Raw genomic sequence first — 23,061 nt, 5'->3', positions numbered from 1 at the left:
CGGGCCGGACGCGGCGACCCACGGGCGGACCGCCGGGCCCGGAGGGCTCGGCACGGCCGGGTGACTACCGGGCCGCGAGGGCCCCGGCCCGGCCGGGCGACTGCGGGCGCCGGGCGGTGCCAACAGCACTCTTGCGGGTGAATTCAGCGAACCGAGTCACTTTCTTTACTCGGTTCACTTAAGCTGATCGGGTCAGTCTCCGCCGCCCGGCCGCCGGGCGGCACCGCACAGCCGTCACGGCGGAAGGGTCACGATCGCGATGACATCACATGGCCGAAATGCATACGGCTCCGAGCTGCCCCGGTCAGGTCCTTGACCCGGTAAGCCCGGTGCTAGCCTGCGGGCATGGAGGCGTCGGCAGGGCTGCGGGAACGCAAGAAGCAGCGCACACGGATGACCATCTCGGAGCGGGCCATCGCGCTCTTCCTGGAGCGCGGTTTCGACCAGGTGTCGGTGGTGGACGTCGCGGCGGCCGCCGAGGTGTCCAAGCCGACGCTGTTCGCCTACTTCCCCACCAAGGAAGACCTGGTGGTGCACCGACTCGCCGACCATCTGACGGAGAGCGCCTCGGTGGTCGCGGGGTGCGCCTCCGGGGCGGCGGCGGTCGACGCGCTGCACCGGCACTTCCTGGCGGGGCTGGCCGCCCGGGACCCGATCACCGGGCTCAACGACGACCAGGACGTCCTCGCCTTCCACCGGCTGGTCCACTCCACGCCGGGCCTGGTGGCGCGTCTCGGCGCCCACCTCGCCCAGTCCGAGGAGGCGCTGGCCCACTCCCTGGCGGACGCCCTGGGCGGTGCGCCGCGCGCGGTGACGGCCGCCCTGCTGGCGGGCCAGATCGTCGCCACCCAACGCGTCCTGGCGACGGCCAACTGGGAGCGCCTCGCGGCCGGCCGCCCGGCCGGTGAGGTCCACCCCGAGGCGGTGGCGGACGCCGACCACGCCTTCGCCCTGCTGCGGGCGGGGCTGCCGGCGGCGGACTGAGCCCCCGCCACCCAGGGGCACCCGGTCCCGCCGGCCCAGCCCGTACCAGCGGACTCGCCGGGGCGGAGGCCCGGCGGTGGGGCGGGCGGGGTTCCCCGGCGCGCCGGTACCGGTTGCCTGCGGGGCTGTCCGGAATTCGCGGGCGCCCATGAGGCGAGCCGGTTCGCCGGGGCGCCCGGCGGGGTACGGCGCCCGGGCGTGGCGGGTCATGCGGGTCATGCGGGTCATGCGGGTCATGCGGGTCATGCGGGCCGTCGGCGTCAGGGCCGAGGCCCGGCGCCTCGCCCGGCTGTACGGGGACGAGGCGGAGCGCCTCCCGCAGCCGCGGGGCGGCGCGCACCGGGAGTTCATTGGCCCCGGGTCCGTACCCCGGCACGCGGAGGCAGGCCCGTACCCGGGACGCGGGCGGCGGGCCCGTACCCGAGCACGCGGGGGCGGGCATCTCCGGCTCGCGAGGGGCGGCGCCCGTACCCGGGCACGCGCGAACGGCTCCGTACCCCGGCGCGGATCCCCGTCCGGGCGCCAGTGGGCCCCGCCCGGGCACCCGTACGGCCGCTACAGCCCCACCATCGCGTTCCAGCGTCTGGCGAACTCCGGGCGCTCCCCCGCCCCGATGTCCCGGGCGATGGCGAGGCGGGAGCGCATGGCGGTGTCGGGGAAGATCAGCGGGTTCTCCGCGAGCGCGGCGGTCTCGGCGTCGTCCGAGGCGGCCAGCACGTCCCGGGCGGCGGGCACCGGGCAGACGTAGTTGACCCAGGCGGCGAGCCGGGCGGCGACCTCCGGTTCGTAGTAATGGTCGATCAGGGCCTCGGCGTTGGCCTTGTGGCGGGCCCGGTCGGGGATCACCAGGCTCTCGGCCCACAGCTCGCCGCCCTCCTCGGGGACGACGAAGGCGATGTCCGGGTTGTCGGCGCGGAGCTGGATGACATCGCCGGAGTACGCCTGGCAGGCCAGCACATCGCCCGCCGCCAGGTCCTTGATGTAGTCGTTGCCGGTGAACCGCCGGATGTGGCGGCTCCGTATCAGCCTCTCCACCCGGTCGCACATCCGGTGGAAGTCGTCGGCCCGCCAGCGGGTGACGTCCACCCCGCCCCCCTGCATCAGCAGGGCGAACGCCTCGTCCATCCCGGACAGCAGGGTCACCTTGCCCCGGAGGTCGGGTGCCCAGAGGTCGGCCGTGGCGCGGATCTCGCGGCCGAGCCGCCGGCGGTCGTAGGCGATCCCGGTGATGCCGCTCTGCCACGGCACACTGCACCGCCGCCCCCGGTCGAAGGCGGGCGAGCGCAGTTGCGGGTCCAGCTCGCGGGCGACGTTCGGCTGTTTCTCCCGGTCCATCTCCTGCACCCAGCCCAGGCGGACGAACCGGGCGGCCATCCAGTCGCTGACGACCACCAGGTCGCGGCCGGTCTCCTGCCGGTTGATCAGGGCGGGGCCGATCTTGCCGAAGAACTCGTCGTTGTCGTTGATCTCCTCGCGGTAGCGCACGGCGATCCCGGTGCGCCGGGTGAAGGCGTCGAGCGTGGGGTGGTGGGAGGTGCCACTCCCGCCACCGGCGGTGTCACCGGAACCGCTCTCCGCGACGTCGATGTAGAGCGGCCAGTTGGCGAAGTCCACCCGGCGCTCGCGGGTGGAGTGGTCGGGTCCCGCCCGGTCGGCCGGGGCCACCCGGGCGGGTGGCACTCCGCAGCCGGTCAGGGCGAGTCCGGCGCCGCCGGCGCCGAGGGCGCCCAGCAGCGACCGGCGGGACAGGGAGGAACTCCGGGGCGCCGTCACGCCCGCAGAATGGCGGCCGCCCCGGAGCCCCGGCAATGGACGCCGCGTCGACCCCTGCCCCGCTCGCGCGACAGACTGTCGACCGCCGCGAGCCGCCCCGTCCTCCGGTCAGCCGGTGGCCACCTGTCCGTCGTGGGCCGCGAGCGGGCCGCCGGCGGTGAAGGCCAGCGCGGCGAACCGCTCGCCCATCCGGCGGTGCGTGGCGGCGTCGGGGTGCAGGTCGTCCGGGAGCGGCAACTCGGCGGAGTCGGCGGGGCCGTAGAGCTCCCGGCCGTCCAGGTAGTGCAGCCGGGGGTCGGTGGCGGCACGCTGGGCGACGATCCGGGCCAGCTCCGCGCGAATGACCTCCAGGGTCAGTTTGCCCTCCGCCCGCTGCGCCGGGTCCCCGGCGGCCCGGAAACGCAGCCGGCCGGCGGCGAGATCGGAGTAGTCCGGCACGCTGGGGCCGGGTGTCTCCTCGTGGACGGGGCAGAGGATGGGCGAGACGACGAGCAGCGGTACGGTCGGGTGCCCCTCCCGGACGGTGTCGAGAAAACCGTGGACGGCGGGGGTGAAGGCACGCAGCCGCATCAGGTCGGCGTTGACCAGATTGATGCCGATCTTGACACTGATCAGGTCCGCCGGGGTGTCCCGGAGGGTCCGGGCGGTGAACGGATCGAGCAGGGCGCTGCCGCTCAGACCGAGGTTGATCAGCTCGACCCCGCCGAGCGAGGCGGCGAGCGCGGGCCAGGTGGTGGTGGGGCCGGCGGCGTCCGAGCCATGGCTGATCGAACTGCCGTGGTGCAGCCAGACCTTGCGCCCCCGGTCGGGCGCGGGCTCGACGGGGGCGTCGGTGCGCAGGGCGATCAGTTCGGTGGTCTCGTTGTGCGGCAGCCAGATCTCGATGTCCTTGGTGCCGCCGGACAGGCCGGTGAAGCGGAGAGTGCCGGGCTCACCGGGCCGGTGCTCGGCGGCCCCGGTGGTCATGTCGACGGTCAGGGTGTCGCCCCCGGGCACGACGGCCCGGCCGGCCGGACGGCCGTCGACGAGCAGCTCGTAGACCCCGTCGGGACGGGCGGGGGCGCCGGGGTAGACGCGCTTGGTGGGCAGGGTGTCCAGCTCGACGCGGGTGGCCCGGCTGCGGAAGACCAGCCGCACACCGGAGGGCTGGGACTCCGCGAGCGCGAGCAGACCGTCCGGGCACTGGGCGCGGGCCCACGCGGGCAGCCGGTGCGGCAGGATCCCCCGTGCGGTGTGCTCGAGGTCGAGGGCGCCGCGCAGGATGGCGGCGGTGATGGGTGTGGTGATCAGCCCGCCGGTGCCGTCCTGGTGTCGGCCGTCGGCGCGGGCGGGCATGCCGCCGTGGTCGTAGGGGTCGGTGGGCATCGTGACGGCCTCCCGGAGGCGGTGTTTCGGTGACGCTTCTTCGGTGAGTTTCTTCTGCGGCGGCGCTTCGGCGGCGGTGTTCCGGCGACGGCGCTTCGGTGGCGGTGTTCCGGTGACGCCCTGTCGCTCACGGGCCGCGCCCGGGCGCTCAGCGCGCGGGCCAGTTCCGCAGCAGCGCGTCGAGGGCGTCCAGGATCCGTGACCAGCTCTCCTGGCTGTCGGGGGCGCTGTGGCTGAAGCCCCCGCTCAGTTCCAGGCTGACGTAGCCGTGGAAGACACTGCCGAGCATCCGGACGGCGTGGGTCTGGTCCGGCTCCGTCAGGTCGTAGCCACGCAGGATCGCCCGGGTCATCCGGGCGTGCCGGACACCGGCGCTGCCGGCCGCCGTCTCCGGGTCGAGCCGGAGGCGCGCCGCGGCATAGCGGCCCGGGTGTTCCCCGGCGTAGTCGCGGTAGACGTCCGCGAAGGCGGTCAGGGCATCCTTGCCGGACCGCCCGGCCAGCGCCTCGGCGGCCCGGTCGGCCAGTTCCTCCAGCGCGTACAGGGCGATTCTGGTCCGGAGGTCCTGGGAGTTCTTCAGATGCGAGTACAGGCTCGGGACCTTCACACCGAACCGCCGGGCGACAGCGGAGACGGTCACCTGGTCGAAGCCGATCTCATCGGCCAGCTCCGCCCCCGCCCGCGTCAGCCGTTCCACCGTGAGCCCCACGTGAGCCATGCCGCTCTCTCCCTTCTTCCGGACCGCCCCTGCGACAGCTCGGCACAGCCCCGGGACACCGGGGGGGCGTCCCGGGGGACACCCTTTGTGAGACACCCCCAAAGCCATTATGGAATTACCTAAAGCCTTTAGGCAAGACGGCACCCGAGCAGTCAGACGACAGACCCCATCCGCCACTCCCCCCGTGAATTTGCCGGTGAAGCAATCTTGCCGATTCGGCAACCATCACCCTAGGGTGCTTCCATGACCCCCGCAGCCGAAGGCCGCCCCAGCGGCTCCCCCGGACTCCGCGAGCGCAAGAAGCGGGAGACCCGGGCGGCGCTGAGCCAGGCGGCGATCCGCCTCTGCGTCCAGCACGGCTGGGCCCGCGTGACCATCGATCGGATCGCCGCCGAGGCCGATGTCTCCGTCCGCACCTTCCGCAACTATTTCTCCGGCAAAGCGGAGGCGATCGCCGCCGGCCACGTGGAGCGGATGCTCCGGGTGGCGGACGACCTGCTCGCCCGCCCGGCCGGTGAGCCACTCTGGGACTCACTGCGCCATGCCGTGCTGGGACAGTTCGTACCGCCGGACGCCTTCGCGCCGCAGAACGAAGGGAACGAGCGGTGGTACGAGGGGGTACGGCTCATGCTGGCCGAACCCGCACTGGCCGGTGAGGTCGCCAAGGCCAATGCCGCCGCCCAGCAGGACCTGGCCGAGGCCGTCGCACGGCGCACCGGCACCGACACCGGAGGCGACGTCTACCCGAACCTGGTCGCGGCCGTGGTCGCGGCGGGTTGTGCGGTGGCCGTCGAGCACAGCCTGCGCTCCGACCACCCCGTGCCGCTCGGCATGGCCCTCACCCAGGTCTTCGAACGGCTCGCCGCCGGCCTGCCCGTCCCCTGACAGGTGCGGCGGACCCCTACGCCCGTGCCGCCCCTCCCCGTCCACACCGAGGAGATCCGCAGACCATGACCGTGACAGCTGACGTGATCATCGTGGGGGGCGGCCCGAACGGGCTGATGCTCGCCTGCGAGCTGGCCCTGGCCGGCGTCCGCCCGGTCGTCCTGGAGCAGCTCCCGCGCCCGAGTACCGAGCCCAAAGCCAACGGCCTGCTCGGCCAGGTCGTGCGCCTGGTCGACCACCGGGGCCTGCACGAGCCGCTCAGCGGCAGCCCGGCGCCCCCGCGGCCGAATTCCGCCTACTTCATGTTCGCCGCCATGGGTCTCGACCTCGGCCTGCTCGACGCCAGTCCGGTCTTCAGCCTGGCCGTCCCGCAGCACCGGATCGTCGAGGTGCTGGAGGAGCGCGCCCGGGCGCTCGGCGTCGAACTGCGGCGCGGACACCGGGTCGACGCCCTCGCCCAGGAGGAGGATGCCGTCACCCTCGCTGTCATCGGACCGGGCGGCGAACAGCGGCTCCGTGCCCGCTGGGTGGTCGGCGCGGACGGCGCGCACAGTGCGGTGCGCAAGCTCTCCGGGATCGTCTTTCCCGGCGCCAGCCACGACCGCCGCACCACTCGCACCGCCCATGCCTCCGTCCCGCCGGAGTGGGTGGAGCCGGCCGACGGCACCCTCAGTGTTCCCGGATACGGACAGGTGCTTCCCTTCCTGCCCCACCGCACCGACCGCGGCGGCTTCTCCTACGCGCCGTTCCCCGGCCTGCCACCCCTGATCAGCACCACCGAGTGGGACCAGCCACCGGCGGACGGACCGATGACCCTGGCCGAGCTGGAGTCGAGTGTCCGCCGGGTCCTCGGCGCCGAGTTGCCGCTCGGTCCTCCGGACGGTGACGGTCCGTCTGTGCTGCGGCGACTGGCCGGCGGTCACACCAGGGTCGCGGAACGGTTCCGTGACCGCCGGGTCTTCCTCATCGGCGACGCCGCCCATGTCTACGCCTCCGGCGGCGGACCCGGGCTGAATCTGGGCCTCCAGGACGCCGTCAACCTCGGCTGGAAGCTCGCCGCGGCGGTGCGCGGCACCGCCCGGCCCGGCCTGCTCGACAGCTATGACACCGAGCGCCGCCGGGCCGCCCGCCGGATGGTGCTCAACTCCGAGGCGCAGTCGGCGCTCACCGCCCCGGGGAGCGACATCACCGCGCTGCGTGAACTCTTCGCGGAGCTGCTCATCCACCAGGAGGTCGTACGGCACCTCGCGGACCTGACCACGGGCACCGACGTACGGTACGAGATGGGCGTCACCGACCCGCACCCCGCGGTCGGCCGCTTCACGCCGGATCTGGAGCTGGACACCGGAGCGGGAAAGGTACGGATCACGGAACTCGCCCGGACCGCGCGGCCGTTGCTGATAGATCTGACCGAGGAACACGCTCTGGTGACCGCACTGGCCGAAGGACAGGAGACCGTCGAGCTCGTGACCGCGCGGGGCGGTCCGGCCGGCCTTACCGGCCTGTTGATCCGCCCCGACGGCTATGTGGCCTGGGCAGGGGGCTCACCCCGTCCGGACGCGGCCGAACTGGCCGCCCTGCGGGCTTCCGTCGAGCGCTGGTTCGCGGCCTGAGCAGCCGGACGGCCGATGCCCCGGCTCAGCCGGCCGCCTCGCTGTTCCGCTCCGCCGCCCAGATGCCCCGGACATGTCCCAGGTGGCGGGTCATGACCGCGCGTACGGGCTCCGGGTCGCCGGTGAGCAGGGCGTCCAGGATCTCCAGGTGCTCCTCCGCCGAGTCCCGCAACCGGCCCTGTTCCACCAGGGCGGTGAGCCCGTAGAGCCGGGAACGCTCCCGCAGGTCGCGGACCACCCGCACCAGGTGGTGGTTGCCCGCGAGCTGGAGCAGACCGAGGTGGAAGCGGAGATCCGCCGCGACATACGCGACGAGGTCGCCGGCCTCGGCAGCGGTGACGATCTCCAGGGCGGCCGGCCGCAGTGCCTCCAGCGCGGCGGGGTCGGCCGTCACGGCGAGTTCCGCCGTGGTCGGGATCTCGATCAGCGCGCGAACGCGGGTGTACTCGTCCAGTTGCCGCTCGGAGACCTCGGTCACCCGGAAGCCCTTGTTGGGCACGGTGTCGACGAGCCCCTCCTTGGCGAGGTCGAGCATGGCCTCGCGGACCGGTGTGGCGGACACCCCGAACCGCGTGGCGAGGGCGGGCGCCGAGTAGACCTGGCCCGGGCGCAGTTCACCGGCGACCAGCGCGGCGCGCAGGGCGTCGGCCACCCGCTCCCGGTAGCTGCTGCGGGTGCCGCCCAGCACGGGCAGAACGGGGGCGGTCGGCTTGGCGGCGGCCATCGGGGCGGTCCTCTCGCACACGGTTCCAAACGATGTCACATGTCCACCAGTATCTACGGTCCGGTGTCCGCGGTGTGTCCCGCGGCCGACCGGTCCGGCGCACCGCGGCCGACCGGGTGTGCGGCGGACGCGGGTGCCTTGTGCGGCGGACGCGGCGGAGCGGCGACGTTCCGTGCCGTGCTGCGTCAACCGGCCTGGTGGCCCGATGACATGAGGCTGACGGTTCTGGTGCGGGTATAGAACTCCAGGGCGGCCTTGCCCTGTTCACGGGGGCCGTGGCCGGACGCCTTCGCACCGCCGAAGGGCAGATGGAAGTCGACTCCGGTGGTGGGGGCATTGATCCGCACCAGGCCGGTGTCGAGCCGGTCGGCGCAGCGCAGCGCAGCGTCGAGGTCGGTGGTGTGCACCGAGGCGACCAGTCCGTACGGTACGGCGTTGGCCAGGGCGACGGCGGCCTCCGGGTCGGGCACCGGGAACAGCGCCGCGACGGGTCCGAACACCTCCTCAGTGGCGAGGCGATGGCCTGCGGGGAGCCGGTCGACCAGGGTGGGCAGGGCGTACCAGCCGTCGAGCCCGGCCGGAGCGGCGCCGCCGGACAGCACCCGGCCACCGCTCGGCGCCGCCAGTACGCGGTCGCGGGCACCGGCCGAGATCAGCGGACCGCACACCGTCTCCGGATCCCCCGGGTCGCCGGTGCGGAGTGCGGCCAGCCGGGCGACCAGCGCCTCGGCCAGTGGTGCGCCGTCCCCGACCACGATGATCCGCCGGGTCGCGGTGCACTTCTGGCCCGCGTACCCGGCCAGTGCCAGGGCGATCTGGTCGGCGGCCGCCCCGGGGTCGGCGTCGGGGAGCACCAGGGCGGCGTTCTGGCCGCCCATCTCGGCCTGGACGGGCAGGCCCCGGTCGGTGGCGGCCCGGACGACCGTGCGCCCGGCGGCCGTCGAGCCGGTGAAGGAGACGACATCGGCGGCACCCACCAGGGCCGCCCCCTCCCCGGCACCGCCCGGTACGACCGTGAACAGGCCGTCCGGCAGCGCACCGCCGAGGAGTTCGGCGAGACGCAGCGCGCAGGCGGTGGCGGGCGGCGCCGGCTTGAGCACCACGGCGTTCCCGGTCGCGAGCGCCGGGGCGGCCTTCCAGACCGGCACGGCGAGGGGGAAGTTCCAGGGAGTGACCAGTCCGGCGACTCCGTACGGCGTGCGCCGGGTGAGCAACAGCCCCTCCCCCGCCGCCGGTTCGTGCACCGCGCCGACCGGCTCGTAGGGCGCCTGCGCGTAGTACCGCAGTACGGCGACGGTCCGGGCCACCTCGCCACGTGCCTCGGTGACCGGCTTGCCGACCTCGCGGCGGACCAGCGCGGCCAGTTCCTCCGCCGCGTCCTCCAGGCGCCGGGCGGCGGTGTGCAGGGCGGTGGCCCGGGCGGCGGCTCCGGCCCGGGCCCAGGGCCCCGCGGCGGTACGGGCGGCCGCCACCGCCGCGCGTACCCCGTCGGCTCCGGCGGAGGGGACGGTGAGCACGAGGTCGGCCGGGTCGGCCGGGTTGCGGCTGACGACGGTGTCCGGGCCGGGGGCGGTGGTCATGGCGGGGCGCTCCTGGACGTCGCGGGTCGTGGGAGAGGGAACACATATGACAGGGGGAGCAGGCGGAACGGTCAGGGCCGGACGGACGGGCGGTCAGAGCAGAAAGCCGGCCGGGAAGGGGTCGGTGGGGTCCAGGAGGTACTGGGCGGTGCCGGTGATCCAGGCCCGGCCGGTGACGGCCGGTACCACGGCGGGCCGGCCGGCGACCCGGGTCTCCTCCAGCAGCCGGCCGGTGAAGCGGCCACCGATGAAGGACTCGTTGACGAAGTCGTGGCCCACCTGAAGCTCACCCCGGGCGTGAAGTTGCGCCATCCGGGCGCTGGTTCCGGTGCCGCAGGGCGAGCGGTCGTACCAGCCCGGGTGGATCACCATGGCGTGGCGGGAGTGCGCGGCGGTGGAGCCGGGGGCGAGCAACTGCACATGCTGGACACCACGGATGGCGGGGTCCTCCGGATGGACCGGCGGCCCGCCTGCGTTGATCGCGGCCATCAGGGTGAGCCCGGCGGCGAGGATGTCGTCCTTCCGGGCCCGGTCGAAAGGAAGACCGAGCCGGTCGAGCGGCAGGATCGCGTAGAAGTTGCCGCCGTAGGCCAGGTCGTAGCTGATGGTGCGCCCGTCGGGGAGGGTGGCCCGGTGGTCCAGCCCGGCGCAGAAGGCGGGCACATTGCGTACGGTGACGGCCCGGGCGGCGCCCCGGTCGACGGCGACCTCGGCGACGACGAGTCCGGCGGGGGTGTCGAGCCGGATGGTGGTCACCGGTTCGGTGACGGGCACCATCCCGGTCTCGACCAGGACCGTCGCCACACCGATGGTGCCGTGCCCGCACATCGGCAGGCAGCCGGACACCTCGATGAACAGCACCCCGTGGTCGGCGTCGGGCCGGGTGGGAGGCTGGAGAATGGCACCGCTCATGGCGGCATGACCGCGCGGCTCGTACATCAGCAGCGTACGGAGGTGGTCCCGGTGCTCCATGAAGTGGACGCGGCGCTCGGCCATGGTGGCGCCGGGCAGGGTGCCGACCCCGCCGGTGACGACGCGGGTGGGCATGCCCTCGGTGTGCGATTCCACCGTGTGGAGGACGATTCCGCTGCGCATGGGGCGAACCTTTCTGTGAGACGGGTCGCGGAGCCGGTGGCGCGGGTCGGTCGGGGCGCGGGTCAGTCGAGGCCGGTGGCGAGCGCCTGCTCGGTGGCGGCGCGGACCGCCGTCTCCTGCTCGGGCCGGAGCGACGCCCGGGGCGGCCGGCAGGGGCCGCCGTACCGGCCGACGAGGTCCATGGACGCCTTGACCGCCTGGACGAACTCGGTCCGGGAGTCCCAGCGCAGCAAGGGGTGCAGCCGGCGGTAGAGCGGGACGGCGGTGGCGAGGTCGCCGGCGGTGGCGGCGCGGTACAGCTCGGTGGTGGCGCCCGGCAGGGCGTTGGGGAAGCCGGCCACCCAGCCCTTCGCCCCCGCGACCGCGAGTTCCAGCAGTACGTCGTCGGCGCCGGCCAGCAGGTCGAGACCGGGGGCCCGTTCGGCGATCTCATAGGCGCGGCGCACATCCCCGCTGAACTCCTTGACGGCGTGGATGTGTCCCTCGGCGTGCAGGACGGCCAGCAGCTCCGGGGTCAGGTCGACCCTGGTGTCGACGGGGTTGTTGTACGCGACCACCGGCAGGCCCGCCGCTGCGGCCTCCGCGTAGTGCGCGACGACGGACCGCGCCTCGGCGCGGTGGGAGGTGGGCGGCAGCAGCAGCACGGCGCCGCAGCCGGCCCCGGCGGCGTGTTCGGCCCAGCGGCGCGCCTCCGTACTGCCGTAGGCGGCGACACCGGGCACCACCCGATGGCCGCCGATCGCGGTGACGGCGGTCTCCACCACCCTGGCACGCTCCCGCTCGGTGAGCACCTGGTACTCACCGAGCGAGCCATTGGGGACGACACCGTCGCAGCCGCCGTCCACCAGCCAGGCACAGTGCTCGGCGTAGGCGTCGTAGTCGGGGGACAGGTCCTCCCGGAACGGCAGGGCGGTGGCGACGAGAACGCCGTGCCAGGGCCGGGCCGGTCGTTTCGTGGCAGCGGTCATCGGGGCTCAGTCCCCTTCATGAGGTCGTGTGTTGTCCTGAGTTGTCTGTGCGTTGCCCTGCGTTGTCCTGCGCTGTCCGTGGGTTGCCTGTGGGTGGTGTGTGGCTCGCCCGGGGGTTGTCGTGGGTTGCCCGTGTCTTGTCGTGGGTGCGGCGGGGGCGGCGTGGCTCAGGGGCCGGGCGGGGTGGCTCGGTGGCCCGGGACGGCCTCCTCCGGCTCCTCCCCGGCGCGGGCGAGCACCCCGAGCGGTACGGGGCGGGCGAACGGCCCCGGCGTGGGGCGGGCGCCGCCCCCGGCCAGCGCGGCGACCGCCGGGCCGCACATCCGCCCCTGGCACCAGCCCATCCCGGCGCGGGTCAGCAGTTTCGCGGTACGCGCGTCACCCGCCCCCAGATCGCGGACGGCGGCGCGGACGGTACCGGCGTCCACCTCCTCGCAGCGGCACACCGGGGTGTCGTCGGTCAGCTGCTCGTCCCAGTGGGCGGGCGGACCGTACAGCGGCTCCAGTACGGCGGCGAAGCGGCGCAGCCGGCCTCTGGTCCGTGCCGCGCCGGCCCACCCGGCGGAGTCGGGCGCCCGGCCCGCCAGCCGGGCGGCGGCGGAGCAGCCGGCGATGTGCCCCTCGGCCAGCGCCAGGGCCGCCCCGCCGCCGCCGGTGGTCTCCCCGGCGGCCCAGATTCCCGGTACATCGGTGCGCTGCTCGGGATCGACCGTCACTCCTCGGTCCTCGGTGCGGCAGCCGAGCACCCGGGCGAGTTCGGTGCTCGGCAGCAGGCCGTGGCCGACGGCGAGGGTGTCGCAGGCGATTCGGCGCCCGGTGCCGGACCTCACCCGGCCCCGGCCGTCGAGCGCGGCGACGGTCACGGCCTCCAGCCGTACGGTGCCATGAGCCCGGACCACGGTGTGCCGGGGACGTACCGGAACGCGGTGGCGCAGCAGTGCGGCGGCGTATCCGGCCGCTTCCGCCAACTGGGCCGGATATCCGGCGAGTACCGCCGCGCACCGGGTGAACTCCCGGGGATCGGCGGCCTCCACGAGCGCGGCGACCCGGGTGCCGGTGGCGGCGAGACCGGCGGCCACCGGCAGCAGCAGCGGCCCGGTACCGGCCACCACGGCCCGGTGTCCGGCCCGTACCAGGTTTCCCTTCAGCAGGGCCTGCGCTCCGCCCGCGGTGACCACACCGGGCAGGGTCCAGCCGGGAAACGGCAGCACCTGTTCGTATCCGCCGGTCGCCAGCACCAGCCCGGCGGCGCGCACCGTGACCGGCCGGTCCTGCCCGGGGCCGTACAGGGCGTGTACCAGAAATCCACCGGGACTCCGCTCGGCGCACCACACATGATGCGCGGTCAACTGCCGTACCTGTCCGGTGGCGAGGTGGCCGGCCAGCCGGGCCCGCAGCCGCCGCCACGCGGACCACCGGTGATGCAGCGCCTCGGGCCGGCGGGCACCGAGTGCGGGGGCGGGCTGCCGGTAGAACTGGCCGCCGGGCCCGTCGGCGGCGTCGAGCAGGGTGACACCGAGGCCCCGGTCGGCGGCGGCCAGCGCGGCGGCGAGTCCGGCGGGGCCCGCTCCGATCACCGCGAGCCGGGGTTCAGCGGTCGTCATGGCCGGTCCCCTCCTGGGTACGGACGGCATCACCGGGCTCGGCGGCGACCAGGCAGGCGCGCTGATTGGGGCGGTCGTTGACGGTCACCAGGCAGTCGAAGCAGACACCGATGCCGCAGAAGAGCCCGCGCGGCCGGGCGCTCTCCCGGGTGCTCCGCCAGGAGGTGGCACCGGCCGACCAGAGGGCGGCGGCCACCGTCTGTCCCGGCAGGGCGGGGATGTCACGACCGTCGAAGGTCAGGGTGAAGGCCGGTCCGGGCGCGGCCCGGACCAGTTCCAGCGGAGCGCGGGCACCCGCGGCGGGCCTCCGGCGGACGGACGCGACGGCGAACAGGCGGACGAACGTGGCGAGTTCCCGGCAGACGGACGCCACGGCGAACAGGCGCACGGACGCGCCCAGTTCCCGGTGGACGGACGCGACGGCGCTCCGGCGGGATCGCGCGGCGGCGTCCCGGCGCGGCACGTCGGCGTCCCGGCGCGGGCGGGAGGCGGCTTCGCTCATCGGGCCTCCCCGGTGGCGCGCGAACCGGTGGGCTCCCGGAAGCGGTCGGGCCGGAAGGGGGTGAGGTCGAGATCCGGCACCCGGCCGGCGAGCACCTGGGCGACCAGCCGGCCCGTACCGGTGGCCAGGCCGATACCCGCGCCCTCGTGCCCGCAGGCATGGACGAGCCCCGGCACGCGCGGATCGGGCCCCACGACCGGCAGCCGGTCGGGTGTCCAGGGACGGAAACCGAGGTAGGAGCGGATCGCCCGGACCCGTTCCAGAAAGGGGAAGAGCCGGATCGCGCCCGCCGCCAGGGCCCGCAGGGCGGGCACCGGGAACGAGCGGTCGAAGCCGACCCGTTCCCGGCTGGCACCGATCAGCACCGGGCCGGCGGCGGTGCCCTCGACCACCGGTGAGGTCGTCAGGGCCGCCGAGCCGCCCGCCACTCCGGCCAGGTAGTCGGCGGCGTACACCTTGTGCCGGATCACCGGTGGCAGGGGCTCGGTGACCAGGACGAAGCCCCGGCGCGGCGCCACGGGAAGGCGTACCCCGGCGAGGCCGGCCAGCTCACCGCCCCAGCACCCGGCGGCGTTGACCACGGCCGGGGCGTGCAGCTCGCCCCGGTCGGTACGGACCCCGCGTACGGCCCCGGCGGCGTCCCGCAGCACCCCGGTGACCGTCCGGCCGGTGTGCAGCCGGGCCCCGGCCGCGCGGGCCGCCCGGACCAGTTGTGCCGCGGCCAGCGCGGGCATCACCTGGGCGTCCTGGGGATAGTGGACCCCACCGGCCAGCCCCGGGGCCAACCTCGGTTCGAGCTCGCGCAGTTGGTCCGCCGCCACCGGCCGGGCCGCCACTCCGGCGGCGCGCTGGCCGGCCGCGAGCCGCTCCAGACCGGCGAACCCCTCCGTAGTGGAGGCGACGACGACACCGCCCTTGGACTCGTACTCGACAGCCGTGCCGAAGCCGGTCCCGGCACCCAGCTCCGCCCACAACCGGGTGGACAGCAGGGCGAGTTCCAGCTCGGGGCCGGGTTCCTTGTCGGACACCAGCAGATTGCCCTCCCCGGCGCCCGTCGTACCGCCGGCCACCGGGCCCCGGTCCACCAGGGCGACCCGGAGGCCCTCGCCGGCCGCGTAGAAGGCACATGCGGCGCCGACCGTCCCGGCGCCGACCACCACAACGTCACACGTCGGTTGCCTGGCCACGCCAGTAATATGTCACACGACGCAACTCCCGCCAAGAGTACGGCAGTCGGCGGTCACCGGCCGGGAGGAGGGTCGTCGCGGCACTCGTGCCGGACCTCCTCGCCGAGGACGGTCAGAAAGCGGGTGACCACCGCGATCTCCTCCTCGGTGAAGCGTTCCAGGGCCCGCCTGGTGCTCCCCGCCAGCGGGGCGAAGTGCCGGCGCTGGGCGCTGTCCTCGGCGGGTGTCCGGTAGTGCAGATGGATGACCCGGCGGTCCCGCGCGTCCCGCACCCGGGAGATGTGGCCCGCCTGTTCGAGCCGGTCCAGACAGGCGGTCACGGCCCCGGAGGTCAGCGCCAGGCGCCGGCGGAGCCGGGTGGGGGTCATGGGCTCGCCGTCCTCGGCCCGGGCGTCCATGATCGCGGCGAGCGCGTGCACATCGGTGGCGTGCAGACCGTTGTCCTGGGCGTAGCCGTGGGCGATCCGGTTGAACTCCGCGAGCAGCCGGCGCAGCAGCCGGGCGAAGGTCCGTGGATCCCGGCCGGGGCCGGACGGCGGCGGGTCGTCCCCCGACGGGCCGGGCGGCGGCGGGGCGGGCGGCAAGGGGCCGGGCGGCGGCGGGGCGGGCACCGAGGGGTCCGGCGACGGGTCGGGCGGTGACGGGTAGGGCGGGCGAGGCATGAGGAGCATCCTAAGGTGGCCCTGTCATTGAGTTACTCGATGATTGAGTAATCAATCCACGGGAAGAGACAGCGCATGCTCACAGGCACCCCGGCCGCCCCCACGCCGCCCCGCCGGACCGGGCTCGCCCGCCGGCTGGTCCCGCTGGTCCTGGTCGTCGTCTGGCTCGGCCTGGGCGCGGTCTTCGGCTCGTACACCGGGAAGCTGAAGGACGTCTCCACTCATGACCAGGCCGCGTTTCTGCCGCGCGGCGCGGAGTCCACCCGGGTCATCGACGCCCAGCGGGCGTTCAGCCGGGAGGCGACCCTGCCGGCCGTCGTGGTCTGGACCCGGGAGGACGGCGCCGGCTTCTCCCCCGGCGAGGTGCGGGCGGCCACCGAGGCCCTGCGCGGTCTCGCCGGGAGCGACGCCGTCCGGGGCACCCCGTCCCCGGCCGTTCCGTCCCGGGACCGCGAGGCCCTCCAAGGCGTGGTCCAGCTCGGCCCGGCGCTGGGCGACCGCCTCCCCGGGGCGCTGGACGGGATCGCCTCGGCGGCGCGGCGGGTGCCGGGCACGGAGGTGCGGATCGCGGGACCGGCGGCCAAGCAGGCCGATCTGTCCGGTGCCTTCGCCGGTGTCGACGGCGTCCTGCTCGGGGTGGCGCTCGCCGCCGTGCTGCTCATTCTGCTGGCGGTCTACCGCAGCGTGGTCCTGCCCTTCCTGATCATCCTGAGCTCGCTCTTCGCGCTCGGCGTGGCCTGCGCGGTGGTCTATGTACTGGCCGACCACGGCGTCGTCCGGGTGGACGGCCAGGTCCAGGGCATTCTGTCGATCCTGGTGATCGGCGCGGCCACCGATTACGCGCTGCTGCTCACCGCGCGCTTCCGGGAGGAGATCGCCCGTGCCGGCGACCGGACGGAGGCGGCCCGGGTGGCCCTGCGGAACTCCGCCGGGGCCATCACCGCCAGCGCCGCCACCGTCGCCCTGGGGCTGCTCGCGCTGCTGCTGAGCGATCTGAGCAACAACCGCGCGCTCGGGCCGGTCGGCGCCATCGGCATCGTCTGCGCCCTGGCCTCCGCCCTCACCTTTCTGCCCGCCGCCCTCGCCCTGCTGGGCCGGGCCGCGTTCTGGCCCGCTCGGCCCGGGACGGGCGGGACGGACAGGGTGAACGGGGAGGACGGGGAGGACGGGGAGGACGGGGAGGAAGACAGCGCCGGGCGCGGTGTGCTGTGGCAGCGGGTGGCCGGCCTGGTGGACCGCCGTCCCCGGCGGGTGTGGGCGCTGACCGCCGCCGCGCTGGCGGTGTGCGCCGCCTTCCTCCCCGCGCTCAACGCGCGCGGCATCCCGCTGGACGAGTTGTTCACCGGAGACGCTCCCTCGGTCGCCGCCGAGCGGACCCTCGGCCGGCACTTCCCCGGTGGCGAGGGCCAGCCGGCCGTCATCGTCGCCGACGCCGCCAGGAGCGCGGAGGTCCTCCGGGTCGCCGCCGGGACCGACGGGGTCGCCCAGGCCCGGCCATGGACCCCCGGCAGCCGCCCGGACGCACCGCCGCGCGAGATCGGGGGCCGCGTCCGTATCGACGCCACCCTCACCGACCTCCCCGACAGCGACCGGGCCGAACGGACCGTCCGGGAACTGCGGGAGCGGATCCGGCGGGACGCCGACCCCACCGCCCTGGTCGGCGGCTACACCGCCCAGCAGTACGACACCCAGCGGACCGCCGAACACGACCGGTCGCTCATCGTCCCGGTCGTCCTGGCCATCGTCCTGGTCATCCTCATCGCGCTGCTCCGCGCCCTGGTGCTGCCCGTGCTGCTGGTCGGCACCGTCGCCCTCAGTTACGCCGCCACCCTGGGCGTCACCGGCATCGTCTTCCAGGACCTCCTCGGCTTCTCGGGCACCGACGCCTCGGTCCCGTTGTACGGCTTCGTCTTCCTGGTCGCCCTGGGGGTCGACTACAACATCTTCCTGATGTCCCGCGCCCGGGAGGAGACGCTCGCGCACGGCACCCGGCAGGGCATGCTCACCGGCCTGGTCTCCACGGGCGGGGTCATCACCTCGGCGGGTGTCGTGCTCGCGGCCACCTTCGCCGCCCTCACCGTCATTCCGCTCGCCTTCCTCGCCCAGATCGCCTTCATCGTCGCCTTCGGCGTTCTGCTCGACACCGTCGTGGTGCGCTCCCTGCTGGTCCCCGCGCTCGTCCTGGACGCCGGCCCCGCCGTGTGGTGGCCGGGACGGCTCCGCCACGACGAGGCACCCGGGAAGGCCCCCGGGGCCGCCTCCGGGAAGGCTCCCGCACCCCGGTAGCCGGCCGCGCCCCGGCGCCCGGTCCGTCGGCGCCCGTCCGCACGGGGCGACTTCGCGCCACGTGCCGCCCCTCGCTGCCCCGTGGCGCCCGGACCGACCGGACCGACCACCGGCACCGTGAGGCGGCGGTACTCCGGCCGGCCCGGCGGAACCACCCTGGCACGTACCGGAGTTACCGGGTACCCGCCCCGCCGCGCACGCCCCCTCTGTCCGGCCAAACGCCCCGCGCGCCCGGTTCGCACGCCCTTCCCACTCCTCCGGCGGCACCGCAGGATCCTCCTCGTCCGCCGGTGCGCCGCCGCCACTGCCGCTCCCCCGGCCGAGGGCACGCGGCGCCCGGCTTCCCTCCCCCTCTCCACTTCCCCTCTTCGAGGAGGCTTCCGTGGTTCCCCCGAGCGCCCCGAACACCCCCGCCAACCCGACGGCTCTCGCGCCGGGTTCGGCGCGCCAGCTCGCGACCGCGACCAAGACCCCGCCGATGATGCGCGGCCTCACTCCGCGCTATCTGCTGCGCGCCCTGCCCTGGGTGGACATCCCGTCGGGTGTCTACCGGGTCAACCGCAGGCGCTCCTACCTCCTGGGCGACGACCGGATCAGCACCTGGGACGGCGCGGACGGACCGCGAATCGTCCCGGACGACCTGCGCGAACTACCCTTCCTGCGCGACGCCGACGACGCTCTGCTCGCCGAACTGGCCGACGCCTTCACCCCGGTGGACTTCACACCGGGCCAGGTGCTGGCCGGTGACGACGAGCCGGCCGGCCGGCTGTGGGTGATCGTGCGCGGCCGGGCCGAGAAGCGGGGCACCGGCCGGTACGGCGAGGAGGCCCTGCTCGATGTCATCGGTGACGGCGAGTACTTCGACGCCGAGTGCTGGGCCCGGTCCGAGCTGGTGCCCTACACCGTCCGGGCGTCCGCCCCCGGGGTGGCCCTGGTGGCTCCCCGGGAGGCGCTGGCGGCCCTGGCCGACCGGGACGGGGCCGTACGCGCGGCGCTCGCGGAATACACCGCGGGCGACCGCCCCCGGCCGGGCACCGAGGTCCCCGTCGACCTGCTCTCCGGTCATGAGGGCGAGCCCGAACTCCCGGGCACCTACCCGGACTACGACGAGCCGCAGGAATACCACATGACGCTCGCGCAGACCGTGCTGCGCGTCCACACCCGGGTCGCGGACCTCTACAACGGGCCGATCGACCAGACCCGGGCGCAGTCCGGCCTGACCGTCCAGGTGCTGCGGGAGCGGCAGGAGAACACTCTGCTCAACCACCCCGAGCACGGCCTGCTCCACAAGGTCGCGCCCGGGCAGCACATCCAGACCCGCACCGGCCCGCCCACCCCCGACGACCTGGACGAGTTGCTGGCCCGGGTGTGGAAGCAGCCCGGTTTCTTCGTGGCGCACCCCCGGGCGATCGCCGCGTTCGGCCGGGAGTGTACGCGCCGGGGTGTGCCCCCGGTGACCGACAACCGCTTCGGCAGCCCGCTGCTCACCTGGCGCGGGGTGCCGCTGCTGCCCTCCGACAAGCTCCGCCTCCACGGCGGAACGGCGGCCGGCACCACCGACATCCTGCTGATGCGGACCGGCGAGGCGGACCAGGGTGTGGTGGGGCTGCGGCCGGAGAAGGTCCCTGACGAGATCGAACCCGGCCTGTCCATGCGGAACATGGGGGTCAGCCGGCAGGGCATCACCTCCTATCTGATGACCGCCTACTTCAACACCGCCGTGCTCGTGGAGGACGCGCTCGCCGTCCTGCGGAACGTCGAGGTGTCCCACTACCATGACTACTCCTGACACCTTCCCGGCGTTCCGTGGCTTCGGCCGGCCCCCGGCACCGCCCGGCGCCCCGGGCGGCTTCTCCGCCGAGGCGGTCCGCCACGACTTCCCGGTCCTCCACCGTACGGTCAACGGGCACCCGCTGGTCTGGTTGGACAACGCGGCCACCACCCAGAAGCCCCGCCAGGTCATCGAGGCGCTCACCGCCTACTACGGCCTGGCCAACTCCAATGTGCACCGGGGCGCGCACACCATGGCGCGCGAGGCGACGGAGGCGTACGAGGCGGCACGGGCGGCGGTGGCCCGGTTCCTGGGCGCACCGGAGCCGGAGAGCGTCGTCTTCGTGCGGGGCACGACCGAGGCGGTCAACCTCGTCGCCCAGAGCTGGGGCCGGGCCCACCTCGGCCCCGGGGACGACGTGCTCGTACCGGTGCTGGAGCACCACTCGGACATCGTGCCCTGGCAGCTGATCGCCCGGGAGACTCGGGCCCGGCTCGTCCCCCTTCCGCTGACCCCGGACGGGGACATCGATCCCGCCGCCTACGCCGACCGGCTCTCCTCGCGCACCCGGCTGGTCGCCCTCAGCCACGCCTCCAATGTGCTGGGCACCGTACCGCCCGTACGGGAGATGATCGCGCTCGCCCACCGGTACCGGGCCCGGGTGCTGGTCGACGGCGCCCAGGCGGTCGCCCACTTCCCGGTGGACGTAAGGGAACTCGACGCGGACTTCTACGCGTTCTCCGGGCACAAGGTCTTCGCCCCGACCGGCATCGGGGCCCTCTATGTGAAGCCGGAGGTGCTGGCCGGGATGGGGCCGTGGCAGGGCGGCGGCAGCATGATCGAGTCCGTCGGCTTCGACGGCTCCACCTTCGCTCCCCCTCCCCAGCTGCTGGAGGCCGGCACCGGGAACATCGCCGGGGCGGTCGGGCTGCTGGCCGCGCTGCGGTGGCTCTCCGCCCTCGACCGGGACGCCGTCGCCGCGTACGAGGCGGGACTGCTGCGCCACGCCGAGGACGCCCTGTCGGCGGTGGACGGACTGCGCCTCGTGGGCACGGCGGCCCACCGGATCGCGGTGCTCACCTTCACCCTCGCCGGCCGGGACCCGCTGGCGGTCGCCGACTGGCTGGACCGGGACGGCATCGCCGTACGCGCCGGCCACCACTGCGCCCAGCCCGCACTCGCGCACTACGGCCTCACCTCGGCCGTACGCGCCTCCCTGGCGCTCTACAACACGCCCGGCGAGGTGGACCGGCTGGCCGAGTCGCTGACGCGGCTGCGGCGGTCCGGTCCGCACGCACCGCCGGGCTGACCTCCCCGTCCACCGGTCGGCCGGGTCGGCCAGCCATCGGTCGGCCGGGTCGGCCAGCCACCGGTCGGCCGCCCCCGGCCGGCCGGCCGGTCCCCCGGCCCTGGAGGCTCAAGGGCCCGGGGACTCGACAGCATGTTCATGCAGCACACACCGGGACGGGAAGGCCACCGCAAGCCGCCCGGCGAGTCCATTTCACGCCTGATCAGAGGGCACATGTGACCAATCCGAGGCTTGGCCCTACGATACATACATGTCCAAGGTTCTGAATAAGCTTCCAGTGGGCGAGCGCGTGGGTATCGCGTTCTCGGGCGGGCTGGACACATCGGTCGCGGTGGCGTGGATGCGCGAGCGCGGCGCCGTCCCGTATGCCTATACGGCCGACATCGGCCAGTACGACGAGCCCGATCTGAGCGCCGTGCCCGAGCGCGGCCGTGCCTACGGCGCCGAGCGGGCGCGGCTGGTCGACTGCCGGGAGGCCCTGGTGGAGGAGGGTCTGGCCGCGCTCGCCTGCGGCGCCTTCCACATCCGCTCGGGCGGGCAGGCGTACTTCAACACCACTCCGCTCGGCCGGGCCGTGGTGGGCACCCTGCTGGTGCGCTCGATGCGCGAGGACTCCGTCTCCATCTGGGGCGACGGCTCCACGTACAAGGGCAATGACATCGAGCGGTTCTACCGCTACGGGCTGCTCGCCAATCCCGCCCTGCGCATCTACAAGCCCTGGCTCGACCGGGCGTTCGTGGAGGAGCTCGGCGGGCGGCACGAGATGTCGGCCTGGCTGGCCGAGCGGAACCTCCCCTACCGGGACTCCGCGGAGAAGGCGTACTCCACCGACGCCAACATCTGGGGCGCCACCCATGAGGCCAAGCGCCTGGAGTACCTGGACACCTCGCTGGAGATCGTGACGCCGATCATGGGCGTCCGGTTCTGGGACGAGTCGGTCGGGATCCCGGCCGAGGACGTCACGGTGGAGTTCGAGCGGGGCCGGCCGGTGCGGATCAACGGGCGGGCGTTCGACTCCCCGGTGGAGCTGGTGCGGGAGGCCAACGCGATCGGCGGCCGGCACGGGCTCGGGATGTCGGACCAGATCGAGAACCGGATCATCGAGGCCAAGAGCCGCGGGGTGTACGAGGCCCCCGGTATGGCGCTGCTGCACCTGGCGTACGAGCGGCTGGTCAACGCCATCCACAACGAGGACACCATCGCGATGTACCACGGGGAGGGCCGGCGGCTCGGGCGGCTGCTCTACGAGGGCCGCTGGTTCGACCCGCAGGCGCTGATGCTGCGGGAGGGCCTGGAGCGCTGGGTCGGCGAGCCGGTCACCGGCAGTGTGACGGTACGGCTGCGCCGGGGCCAGGACCACACCGTCCTGGACACCCAGGGCCCGCACCTCAGCTACCACCCCGAGAAGCTGTCGATGGAGCGCAGCCAGGACCCGGCGTTCTTCCCGGACGACCGCATCGGCCAGCTGACCATGCGCAACCTGGACATCGCCGACTCGCGCGCCAAGCTGGAGCAGTACGCCGCGCAGGGCCGGCTCACCGCGTGGAGCGGGCTCGTGGGCGAGCTGCGCCCGGGCGGCGCCGAGACCATCGCGGCGGCCGGCCACGAGGGCGAGGGCGTGCCGGTGGACTCCGACGCGCTCGACCACGCGGCGATCGAGTCGGGTACCGACTGACCGGCCCCCGGCCCGCCCGCCTCGCCTCCGGCGGCCGGGAGCGGGCCCGCCGGGGCGGGGCCGCCGGTCGGGCCGGTCGTCACCGGCTGCCGGGGGGACCTGGCGCACGCCATGAAATGTGCCGGCCGGGGTACGCGTCGGGGACGCCGCCCGAGGGGTCCGTAGCGGGCCGCCCGGCGCGTGGAAAGTGACACCAGCACTACGGAGGTACCCATGTCGTCCAAGCGCCGCCGCAAGAAGAAGGCCCGCCGCGGCAACGCGGCCAACCACGGCAGCCGCCCCCAGTCCTGATCAGCCAGTTCTGATCGAACCGGACGGCGTCGGCGCCACCGGCAAGCCCTCGGGGCGGTACCGCACGGT

19 protein-coding genes are annotated in these 23,061 nt (G+C 74.4%); 8 read left to right on the top strand and 11 right to left on the bottom strand.

Annotation, left to right across the window (positions count from 1 at the left end; all coding sequences use genetic code 11):
* The first annotated feature begins 345 nt into the window (after nucleotides 1-345).
* On the top strand, nucleotides 346-984 hold the full coding sequence (locus NX801_RS03645; protein WP_258785404.1) for a TetR family transcriptional regulator: 639 nt from the start codon (nucleotides 346-348) through the stop codon (nucleotides 982-984).
* Between the two features lie 555 nt (nucleotides 985-1,539).
* On the opposite strand, the gene NX801_RS03640 is transcribed toward NX801_RS03645, so the two are convergent.
* From NX801_RS03640 to NX801_RS03630, 3 genes are all read right to left on the bottom strand, one after another.
* Nucleotides 1,540-2,733, bottom strand: coding sequence for a polyamine ABC transporter substrate-binding protein (locus NX801_RS03640; RefSeq protein WP_258785653.1), 1,194 nt, complete (start codon nucleotides 2,731-2,733; stop codon nucleotides 1,540-1,542).
* Nucleotides 2,734-2,865: 132 nt separating this feature from the next.
* Complete coding sequence (locus NX801_RS03635; protein WP_258785652.1) at nucleotides 2,866-4,092, bottom strand: GDSL-type esterase/lipase family protein; 1,227 nt, start codon at nucleotides 4,090-4,092, stop codon at nucleotides 2,866-2,868.
* 178 nt (nucleotides 4,093-4,270) lie between these two features.
* Nucleotides 4,271-4,840, bottom strand: a complete 570-nt coding sequence (locus NX801_RS03630) for a TetR/AcrR family transcriptional regulator (protein ID WP_258785403.1) — start codon at nucleotides 4,838-4,840, stop codon at nucleotides 4,271-4,273.
* A gap of 243 nt (nucleotides 4,841-5,083) precedes the next feature.
* Here NX801_RS03630 and NX801_RS03625 point away from each other — a divergent pair, with 243 nt between their 5' ends.
* Both NX801_RS03625 and NX801_RS03620 read left to right on the top strand, forming a co-directional pair.
* Nucleotides 5,084-5,725, top strand: a complete 642-nt coding sequence (locus NX801_RS03625) for a TetR/AcrR family transcriptional regulator (protein ID WP_258785402.1) — start codon at nucleotides 5,084-5,086, stop codon at nucleotides 5,723-5,725.
* A gap of 65 nt (nucleotides 5,726-5,790) precedes the next feature.
* A complete protein-coding gene (locus NX801_RS03620) occupies nucleotides 5,791-7,338 on the top strand; it encodes an FAD-dependent monooxygenase (protein WP_258785401.1) in 1,548 nt (515 codons plus the stop codon).
* A 25-nt stretch (nucleotides 7,339-7,363) separates the two neighbouring features.
* On the opposite strand, the gene NX801_RS03615 is transcribed toward NX801_RS03620, so the two are convergent.
* The 8 genes from NX801_RS03615 to NX801_RS03580 all read right to left on the bottom strand — a co-directional run bounded on the left by NX801_RS03615 (nucleotide 7,364) and on the right by NX801_RS03580 (nucleotide 15,660).
* Nucleotides 7,364-8,062 (bottom strand): GntR family transcriptional regulator, encoded by a 699-nt coding sequence (locus NX801_RS03615; RefSeq protein WP_258785651.1) that lies wholly within the window; start codon nucleotides 8,060-8,062, stop codon nucleotides 7,364-7,366.
* A gap of 185 nt (nucleotides 8,063-8,247) precedes the next feature.
* Entirely contained in the window at nucleotides 8,248-9,642 is a 1,395-nt protein-coding gene (locus tag NX801_RS03610; RefSeq protein ID WP_258785400.1) for an aldehyde dehydrogenase family protein, read from the bottom strand.
* A 93-nt stretch (nucleotides 9,643-9,735) separates the two neighbouring features.
* Entirely contained in the window at nucleotides 9,736-10,737 is a 1,002-nt protein-coding gene (locus NX801_RS03605) for a proline racemase family protein (RefSeq protein WP_258785399.1), read from the bottom strand.
* A gap of 62 nt (nucleotides 10,738-10,799) precedes the next feature.
* Nucleotides 10,800-11,705, bottom strand: a complete 906-nt coding sequence (locus NX801_RS03600; protein ID WP_258785398.1) for a dihydrodipicolinate synthase family protein — start codon at nucleotides 11,703-11,705, stop codon at nucleotides 10,800-10,802.
* A gap of 167 nt (nucleotides 11,706-11,872) precedes the next feature.
* Complete coding sequence (locus tag NX801_RS03595) at nucleotides 11,873-13,309, bottom strand: FAD/NAD(P)-dependent oxidoreductase (protein ID WP_258785397.1); 1,437 nt, start codon at nucleotides 13,307-13,309, stop codon at nucleotides 11,873-11,875.
* Entirely contained in the window at nucleotides 13,296-13,589 is a 294-nt protein-coding gene (locus NX801_RS03590) for a (2Fe-2S)-binding protein (RefSeq protein WP_258785650.1), read from the bottom strand. The genes NX801_RS03595 and NX801_RS03590 overlap by 14 nt, the downstream gene beginning before the upstream one ends.
* Before the next feature lie 218 nt (nucleotides 13,590-13,807).
* Nucleotides 13,808-14,998, bottom strand: a complete 1,191-nt coding sequence (locus tag NX801_RS03585) for an NAD(P)/FAD-dependent oxidoreductase (RefSeq protein WP_258785396.1) — start codon at nucleotides 14,996-14,998, stop codon at nucleotides 13,808-13,810.
* Between the two features lie 53 nt (nucleotides 14,999-15,051).
* Complete coding sequence (locus NX801_RS03580) at nucleotides 15,052-15,660, bottom strand: MarR family winged helix-turn-helix transcriptional regulator (protein ID WP_258785395.1); 609 nt, start codon at nucleotides 15,658-15,660, stop codon at nucleotides 15,052-15,054.
* Nucleotides 15,661-15,735: 75 nt separating this feature from the next.
* Between NX801_RS03580 and NX801_RS03575 the strand changes: the two genes are divergently transcribed.
* The 5 genes from NX801_RS03575 to NX801_RS31120 all read left to right on the top strand — a co-directional run bounded on the left by NX801_RS03575 (nucleotide 15,736) and on the right by NX801_RS31120 (nucleotide 22,992).
* On the top strand, nucleotides 15,736-17,946 hold the full coding sequence (locus tag NX801_RS03575) for an MMPL family transporter (protein WP_258785394.1): 2,211 nt from the start codon (nucleotides 15,736-15,738) through the stop codon (nucleotides 17,944-17,946).
* A gap of 382 nt (nucleotides 17,947-18,328) precedes the next feature.
* Entirely contained in the window at nucleotides 18,329-19,735 is a 1,407-nt protein-coding gene (locus tag NX801_RS03570) for a family 2B encapsulin nanocompartment shell protein (protein ID WP_258785393.1), read from the top strand.
* Nucleotides 19,722-21,026 carry a cysteine desulfurase gene (locus NX801_RS03565; protein ID WP_258785392.1) on the top strand — a complete coding sequence of 435 codons (1,305 nt, stop codon included), beginning with the start codon at nucleotides 19,722-19,724 and terminating at the stop codon, nucleotides 21,024-21,026. Before NX801_RS03570 ends, NX801_RS03565 begins: the two co-directional genes overlap by 14 nt.
* Before the next feature lie 250 nt (nucleotides 21,027-21,276).
* Nucleotides 21,277-22,701 carry an argininosuccinate synthase gene (gene argG / locus NX801_RS03560; RefSeq protein ID WP_258785391.1) on the top strand — a complete coding sequence of 475 codons (1,425 nt, stop codon included), beginning with the start codon at nucleotides 21,277-21,279 and terminating at the stop codon, nucleotides 22,699-22,701.
* A gap of 213 nt (nucleotides 22,702-22,914) precedes the next feature.
* Nucleotides 22,915-22,992, top strand: coding sequence for a hypothetical protein (locus tag NX801_RS31120; RefSeq protein WP_486388547.1), 78 nt, complete (start codon nucleotides 22,915-22,917; stop codon nucleotides 22,990-22,992).
* Nucleotides 22,993-23,061 lie beyond the last annotated feature (69 nt).

This window comes from Streptomyces pyxinae, from assembly GCF_024756275.1.
GTDB lineage: Bacteria > Actinomycetota > Actinomycetes > Streptomycetales > Streptomycetaceae > Streptomyces > Streptomyces pyxinae.
The sequence above is the reverse complement of the archived record's forward strand: the minus strand, read 5'-3'. Positions and strand labels throughout refer to the sequence as shown.